Consider the following 6,203-nt stretch of genomic DNA (forward strand, 5'->3'; position numbering starts at 1 on the left):
GAGAAAAAATGGACACAAAATCTCTTTAGTACACGAATTCGATTTTATGGATGCTATTGAGGATTTGAAATAAAAACTACTGGCAACAATGTATAACCGCAATTACGGCGGATTCGACTGCGTCCGAATCCACTCGGAATTGCTAACGTCAGTGCTAAACCGAAAAATTTGCGTACTTTAACCCGTAACTGACGGTTATACGAGACCGTTCTACGCAATTTGAACCAAATCGAAATTATGAGAAAATTTAAAATCTTTAGTTTATTAATTTTAGTTCTGCTTTATTCTTGCTCTAATAATGATGACAGCGATTCTGACAACCAAAGTTGTATAAATCCACCTGATTGGCTAATTGGAACTTGGATACATTATGATGGAGATGTTGAGGAAAACAAATATATTTTTTCGGAAAATAATATTATTGAATTCACTTATGACATTTCCAGAGATTTAAGAGAAACTTATTGTGACAAAGAATTTGCAGGAATAACAACGGAACAAGAATATACTTCCGAATTTTATCTATTCAAGTGGATTTTAACTTCTGGAGGAACTTCTATCCCAAATGACTTATATTTTTTCAAAGTTGATGACAATACAATGAATTTTAGCAATTGGTCAGATGGAGAACCAAGTATAACTTATATAAAACAATAATTTATGGAAGGATTAAAAGGTATTTTAGCATTTATTTGTGCAGCAATAGTTACTTCAATTATTGCTGGTGCAATTGGAGGAAGTGCAATTTTTGATGGATTTTTGGGAGTTGTAGTTGGTTTAGGATTGATAGTCGGATTAACGTTTCTTTTCTATAATATTTTCGACAACTTATTTAAAAACGCAAAAAAAGGTGTAGAAACTGCAAAAATCAAATCAGAGATAAGAAAGGAAAATCAAAGACTTACGCAAGAATTACACATTAATGAGCAAAAATATCAAAGTGCGAAAAACAGTTACAGATATTTTAGCGACGAAAAAATTGCTGAATTACTAAAAGTTGAGGATAATACAAATCCTTTCGAAAGACTTGCTCTTGAGGAAACTGGAGTTGAAAGAGGAATAATTGACCATTCACCAATGCACGAAAAATTAAATAACATTCAAAAACATTTTTCTTAAAGTTATGAATTTTGACAATAAAAACGGAATAAAAAACTGCGTAGAACAACGTGTATAGCTCATTGCGGCTGAATTCCTAATCGGAATTCATTGCAATTTTGCTATCTTTGGTTTTCGGCGGAAAATCCTCGCGGATTTCCCGCAACGAGCTATACACAAAACCGTTAGCTGTAATTTGAACAAAAAAAATAGATGGGACAATATGATGCTTATTTAGTGTGTGAAAATGGACATGGAGTCAATGACTCTTATTACAGTAGTCCGTCTTTCAATAAAACATTTTGTACTACTTGTGGTGCAAAAACATTTAAGACTTGTCCAAATTGTGGAAATGATATACAAGGAGATTACATACTTGAAAATGTTATTGACCTTTCAGGAGGAATTACACCAGTTCCTGACATCTGTAAACATTGTGGAAAGGATTTTCCTTGGCGTTCAAAAAAACAGAAAATCAAAGAAAATATTAAAACTAATGACAGAAATGATATTTTCTTACTTGAGACCCTAATGGACCGATTTCATTTGGTTGCCAAACAGTTAAGACAACGCTATGATGATAGAGAAACTTTAGACATTAAAGACGAATATGATACTCAAGACCTTTTTCACTCTTTACTTCGAATATATTACGATGACATTCGGGATGAGGAATGGAATCCAAGTTATGCAGGAGGTTCTACACGTTCTGACTTTTTGCTTAAAAAAGAGCAAATTGTGATTGAAATAAAGAAAACCAGAAGTAGCTTAAAATCAAAACAATTGGGAGAACAACTAATTATTGATATTGCCAAATACAAAACACATCCTGACTGTAAAGTTTTGTACTGCTTTGTCTATGACCCTGAAGGTTATATCAATAATCCACGTGGAATTGAAAATGACCTAAATGATGATTCGAAAGAGATGAAAGTAAAGGTTAAAATAATACCAAAAGGACATTAAAAAACTACAGCTAACAATGGCTATAAGTAATTGCTTGTTCTCGCTTACTTCTGAAAATCCTCGCGGATTTTCAGTTTGGTGTGTACTTGCAATGTTAACCGCTAAACCACGCAACTACTCATAGCCGATACCGTTGGCTGTAATTTTAGCAACCAAAATTTAGAATCATTATCGAGTTTTCTTTTTAAGTCTTTCGTCTATAGGTAATTCAAAGAATTCAATTACTTCTACTTTACCAAAGTCTTTATACAATGGGTTTAAAATAATATTAGATTCTAATCCTATAATTGTAGATGGAACTCTAAGAGCGAAATTATTTCTGTCTCTGGAAAACTCAGTGAAAATTTTGGTAGTTTCGGAAGTGTAGGGATATTCTTTCCAAGAATCTGGTATTTCCTCTGGCTCTTGAATAATTAAATCATCCGGAAATTCAATTTTTGCTATTAAAATCTTTTTCGGCAAGGTGGATATGTCTTCAGAATGAACATAATATTCTAATAAAGCCAATGAAATATTTTCAGAACAATAGACAGCTCTTGTTCCTATAGAATTCCATCTACCACCAACTTTTTCAGCACCAATACCTGATAAAGTCGTATCTTTATACCTAAGATTCGCAACTCTGTAGACTATCATTAACTATAGACATTATATTGAATTCTAACGATTTCATTCTCTACTAATTCGAATCCAAAACTACTATCCAATAACTCAAATGGCATTTTATTTCCAAGCGCTTTAGATGGTGTTCTTAACCACCTTTTAAAATCATCTTTAGTATCAAAAACTTCATATCCCAAGCCAAAAAGTTTTGCCAATTCGTAAATACGCTCTGAAGTCTCTTTACCATAAACGGTTTTCTTTTGCATACTACTTATTGAAGCTGGAAGAATATGTTCAAATTCTTTTTCGGTAGAATCAGTATATTGTATTAATTGTTTCCAATCAGATTTCTTTACACCTTCTCGAATTCGGTCAATTAATTCAAGTTTAAACCCAGGAGCGTCTTTGGAGTGAATAACAACCCAAGATGGAGAAAACTTAGAATGTCTAACCGGAGAGTTACCTTTTCTTGCAACTCTAACACTAACCTTAGTTTCTTTTTTTGACGGATTTGTAGATTTTGTTCTTACAGCCATAATTGTATTTTTACATCTGTTTAATTGTAAATATACAATAATATTTAAATTATACTAGTTTCTTTAACTTATTTTTAAAAATGGTTAACAAAGTAAAAACTACAGCCAACAACGTATAAGCGCAATAACGGCAGAATTTTCAATCGGAAATCCATCTCGTTTTGCTATCTTTAATGCGTCAGCGGAAAATACTCGTGTATTTTCCCGTTACTGACGCTTATACAAAACCGTTGTAAAACATTTGAGAAAACTAGTAATCATATTGACTTTGATTAATCTTTGTAGCTGTGAAAATAGTTATGAAATAAGTAAGGACAAACTGGAATCTCGATTCGGACTTGACCACGGATTTGCTTTAAGTGAAATAAAAGTGTCTGAATTCAATGTTTCTGGAGAGCCGACCGAATACGAAAGGATTTCAACTGCTTACTATATTTCAAAACATAAAGACCTAAGTGATAAAGAATCTTATCGGACTTTTCATTTTAAAAAGGCTAATGGAGAAAAAGAGTTTGAATGGAAATGGAGAATTGATACCAATATGGTCTTTTTAGATACTTTACCTATGAAATTCAAAAATGATACCTGGTATCTGCTTAATTTATCAAACCAAAGTTGCTATATAGATGAGTTATTCTTCAAATTTTTCGAAAATGGAAAAGTAATAAAATTTCATAATGAAGGGAATTGTGGAGCTGCTTGGTAGGAATAAAACGTTTTACAACAATGTATAACCGCAATTACGGCGGATTCGACTGCGTCCGAATCCACTCGGAATTGCTAACGCCAGTTCTAAACCGAAAATTATTAACTTTAATCCCGTAACTGACGGTTATACGAGACCGTTGTGCACAATAATAAAACAAAATGGTAGAATCATTTTTAATTGAAGAAGTATTATCGTCATTATTTGACTTATTAAAAAAGAAAGTTGTTACAAAACCTTCAGATAGAGCAAAATTTGATTTTCTAATTAGAGGTAAAAATGACGAAAAGATTGCTATTGAGGTTAAGAATCAAAATGTAACGCTAAAAACAATCCAAAACATTGAAAATATAATTTCCAATTATAATGACCTAAATGAATTTTATCTTATAACACCTGAAAAACCTGAATCAAATCAAATAAAGCTTTTCAAAAATGTTTTCAAAGATTCCAAAACCAAGGTTAATTGGTTGGGAATTAATCAGTATTTGCAAAAACAAAATCTGAATTTAGAACTTACTGATGACATTAGAAACTCTCTCTTAAATCTGCAAATTGCTGCATTAACATCAAAATTTGAAAAATATAATAAAGAGCACATCGGTTCTAGTTTTTATTCAGACCCTGACTTCAAAAACATCACGAAATATCTTAATGAGAATATAAAAAACGTAAGTCAAGGTAAGATTGATAAAGCTGATTTAAGATTTGCATTGAGGAGACAATTTCCAGATAAGGTTATTTCAAATCTAGAAAATGACTCTGAAAAGATATCTAAATCATTGAAATTTGGAAGTAAAATTGACGATGCCATTATTATCCTAACTGATATTAAAAACTTCTCAACACTTGTATCCGCTTCAGACCCAGAAGAACTAAATGAATTAATGAGTAAATATTACACAAATGCTAAAGAACTTGTATTTAAATATGGCGGTGTACTTGACAAATTTATAGGTGATGCAGTGCTCGCTATTTTTAATTATCCCGAAAAAGACCCATCAAATTATAAAAAAGCAACTCAATTCTGTGCTGAATTAATTTTGTTGGGAGAAAGCTTATTAAATGATTATCAAAAAAAACTTGACCAAGAAATTGAAAGTGGAACAAGAGTTGGCATAGCTTCGGGACCAATATATGCTCTAAACATTGGCAAAGAAGATTTTGAAGTCACTTTTATTGGAGATAAAATAAATTTCGCTGCACGTCTCGAGAAAAACTGCTCAATAAATGGAATATTGATGAGTAATCGTTTTTATCACAAACTAGATGATTTCGATTCTGAATTTATCAGAAGTTTTAAATTGACTGAAATCAAAATTGACCCAAAGGATGCCAAAGGCCAAATTGGAGTTACAACAGCTTGGCAAGTAGAAAAAGACCAAATGGAAATAATTATAAAGTAAATTACTGTGCACAACAATGGCTATAAGTAATTGCTTGTTCTCGCCTACTTATGAAAATCCTCGCGGATTTTCAGTTTGGTGCGTACTTGCAAAATTAACCGCTAAACCACGCAACTACTCATAGCCGAGACCGTTGGCATTAATAATGGAAACATCGACAATTTTATATATAATCCTTGGAATTTTAGTCCTTGTCCTTCTATTACAAAAAAAGCGGATTGACAAAAATGCGGAATATGACTCGTATGCTGACGAGAAAAATGAATGGTCAATATTGACTTCGTTTTCGGAATTAAAAATATTGAGCAAATATGCTGGTGAATTAAGATTTGGACCTGCATTTGTTCACATTAAAACGGAACCAAAAAATGTGTTCGGAAAAGAATTTTATGGAGATTGGGTTTTTAGAACAGAAAACGGAGTTTATCTGCAAAAATGGAACTCAAATCCGATTAAAAGCGGAGTCCTTACTAGAGCGGATAATGACTTGACTTATTACGACCGATTAAAAAATAAAAACAAAGTTTTGGAAACTGGAATAAAGTCTTTTCATTGGACTATGGAAAAGGATGAAAATAATGGACTGACTTTAATATCTGACAACGGAAAAACAAAAAAAAGAATTAAAATTACTAATGCCAACAATGTATAACCGCAATTACGGCGGATTCGACTTCGTCCGAATCCACTCGGAATTGCTAACGTCTGTGCTAAACCGAAAATCATTAACTTTAATCCCGTAACTGACGGTTATACGAGACCGTTACCTGTAATTTGAAAAACCAAATTTGAGCAAAATACAAACCTTTCAAATCTTAACTATTATTTCTGTAGTCGGAATGATATGTTGGAATATTACCGACTATTTTGGCGGAATGATTATTTATT

The 6,203-nt window shown here is 32.2% G+C and carries 8 protein-coding genes; 6 read left to right on the forward strand and 2 right to left on the reverse strand.

Going from position 1 to position 6,203, the window contains the following annotated elements; genetic code table 11:
* The first annotated feature begins 237 nt into the window (after positions 1-237).
* The 3 genes from ACN0QX_RS15090 to ACN0QX_RS15100 all read left to right on the forward strand — a co-directional run bounded on the left by ACN0QX_RS15090 (position 238) and on the right by ACN0QX_RS15100 (position 2,064).
* Positions 238-657, forward strand: coding sequence for a hypothetical protein (locus ACN0QX_RS15090; protein ID WP_417198148.1), 420 nt, complete (start codon positions 238-240; stop codon positions 655-657).
* Positions 658-660: 3 nt separating this feature from the next.
* Positions 661-1,119 carry a hypothetical protein gene (locus ACN0QX_RS15095; protein WP_417198149.1) on the forward strand — a complete coding sequence of 153 codons (459 nt, stop codon included), beginning with the start codon at positions 661-663 and terminating at the stop codon, positions 1,117-1,119.
* 192 nt (positions 1,120-1,311) lie between these two features.
* Positions 1,312-2,064, forward strand: a complete 753-nt coding sequence (locus ACN0QX_RS15100; RefSeq protein WP_417198150.1) for a DUF2321 domain-containing protein — start codon at positions 1,312-1,314, stop codon at positions 2,062-2,064.
* Between the two features lie 168 nt (positions 2,065-2,232).
* Here ACN0QX_RS15100 and ACN0QX_RS15105 read toward each other — a convergent pair whose 3' ends face one another.
* Positions 2,233-2,700, reverse strand: coding sequence for an RES family NAD+ phosphorylase (locus ACN0QX_RS15105; RefSeq protein ID WP_417198151.1), 468 nt, complete (start codon positions 2,698-2,700; stop codon positions 2,233-2,235).
* On the reverse strand, positions 2,700-3,203 hold the full coding sequence (locus ACN0QX_RS15110) for an antitoxin Xre/MbcA/ParS toxin-binding domain-containing protein (protein WP_417198152.1): 504 nt from the start codon (positions 3,201-3,203) through the stop codon (positions 2,700-2,702). The genes ACN0QX_RS15105 and ACN0QX_RS15110 overlap by 1 nt, the downstream gene beginning before the upstream one ends.
* Positions 3,204-3,444: 241 nt before the next feature.
* Between ACN0QX_RS15110 and ACN0QX_RS15115 the strand changes: the two genes are divergently transcribed.
* The 3 genes from ACN0QX_RS15115 (at position 3,445) to ACN0QX_RS15125 (ending at position 5,967) form a co-directional block, all read left to right on the forward strand.
* Positions 3,445-3,909: a hypothetical protein gene (locus ACN0QX_RS15115; protein ID WP_417198153.1), complete on the forward strand. Its 465-nt coding sequence runs from the start codon at positions 3,445-3,447 to the stop codon at positions 3,907-3,909.
* 161 nt (positions 3,910-4,070) lie between these two features.
* Complete coding sequence (locus ACN0QX_RS15120) at positions 4,071-5,315, forward strand: adenylate/guanylate cyclase domain-containing protein (RefSeq protein ID WP_417198154.1); 1,245 nt, start codon at positions 4,071-4,073, stop codon at positions 5,313-5,315.
* Between the two features lie 145 nt (positions 5,316-5,460).
* Positions 5,461-5,967, forward strand: coding sequence for a hypothetical protein (locus tag ACN0QX_RS15125; RefSeq protein WP_417198155.1), 507 nt, complete (start codon positions 5,461-5,463; stop codon positions 5,965-5,967).
* The last annotated feature ends 236 nt before the right edge of the window (positions 5,968-6,203 follow it).

It is taken from the genome of Bizionia sp. (assembly GCF_048259285.1).
Lineage (GTDB): Bacteria > Bacteroidota > Bacteroidia > Flavobacteriales > Flavobacteriaceae > Algorimicrobium > Algorimicrobium hallyeonense.